The organism is Anaerosporobacter mobilis DSM 15930 (assembly GCF_900142955.1).
Lineage (GTDB): Bacteria > Bacillota > Clostridia > Lachnospirales > Lachnospiraceae > Anaerosporobacter > Anaerosporobacter mobilis.
The window spans coordinates 1-1,218 of the sequence record NZ_FRCP01000045.1; the positions used below are offsets into that span (position 1 = coordinate 1).

At 31.3% G+C, this 1,218-nt stretch carries 2 protein-coding genes; one reads left to right on the forward strand and one right to left on the reverse strand.

The features are described 5' to 3' along the window. Positions 1-56: 56 nt before the first annotated feature. Complete coding sequence (locus BUB90_RS22990) at positions 57-527, reverse strand: hypothetical protein (protein ID WP_073292023.1); 471 nt, start codon at positions 525-527, stop codon at positions 57-59. A gap of 231 nt (positions 528-758) precedes the next feature. On the opposite strand from BUB90_RS22990, the gene BUB90_RS22995 reads away from it, so the two are divergent. Further along, entirely contained in the window at positions 759-1,193 is a 435-nt protein-coding gene (locus BUB90_RS22995; protein WP_242952597.1) for an ASCH domain-containing protein, read from the forward strand. Positions 1,194-1,218: the final 25 nt, after the last annotated feature.

Here is a 1,218-nt window from a genome sequence, read left to right on the forward strand (position 1 = left end):
ATAAATAAATAAGGCTGTCCAATTTATAGACAGCCTAATATTATAGATTTTATTATTTATTTAATGTTTACAATATAAGATGTTAGGTATGCATCACCTGTTTGACCGCTTACATAAACTCGATATGTAGCAGGAGTAGAATCATTATTAATAAATGAAACAGCACTACCATAACTTGAATCCATTACTCCGTTAAACACAATTTCAGTATTAGAGCCATTCGATTTTATTACAGTAACTTTTACAGAACTCTTATTGTATAATTTGTAATTAATTGTAATTCGCTGATAAGCTGGAACAACCCATCCACCATCATCGTAACCAGTATTTTTTAATTGAGCAGTAACACCAGACGTTAAGTGATATGCCTCAGGTTGATAACTGTAAACATATGTGTTTTCATTAAAATCATAATACAATAAATAAGGCTCTGGGAAAACAGCAGCAAGAGCAGTAGTTGATAGAGCAGAAAACACGATAACTAAAGCTAGTGATAAGGTTACGAGACGTTTAAGAAATTTTTTCATTATTAAACCACCTTTCTTTTTGATATTCCATAATAATACAGTAAAATAATGGAATTGTCAATTAAGATGACAAATGATGGTAAAAAAGTACCATACAATAATGTGATTAAGGCATTAATCAATAATGTTAATAGTAAAAAAAATAGTACAAAGAAATGATGAACTATCAGTTAAACAACATTTAAAAAGTTAAGTAAATTTGATATTTAGCTGAATAGCAGAAAGGGGAATATGAGTAAAAGACATTGTATGCTTTGCGGTCAAACTGTGTATGGAAATCAGTTGTTTTGTTGTACAAGACACAGATATAAATACTATCATAGTGGGGATTTAGTGCTTACCTTGAAAAAGCAATGGTTTGATACGATTTTGTCGGGAGTTAAGACTGAGGAATACAGAGAAATCAAGCCCTATTGGAACAAGAGATTTAATAACTATTTCGGACAGCACTATGATTTTTCTTCAGAAGAACCAACGATTGTATGGAATACACAAGATAAAACCATTGTATTCCGTAATGGGTATGGAAATGATAAGCCCGAATTTTCCGCAGAATGTACCATTAGTGAAGGATTTGGAGTAGAAGAATGGGGAGCGGAAAAAGACACAAAATATTATGTTCTTACAATCCATAGAGTCTTTGGAGAAAAGAACATAGTCAACTGAACTAAAGTTTGAAACTGTAAATTGA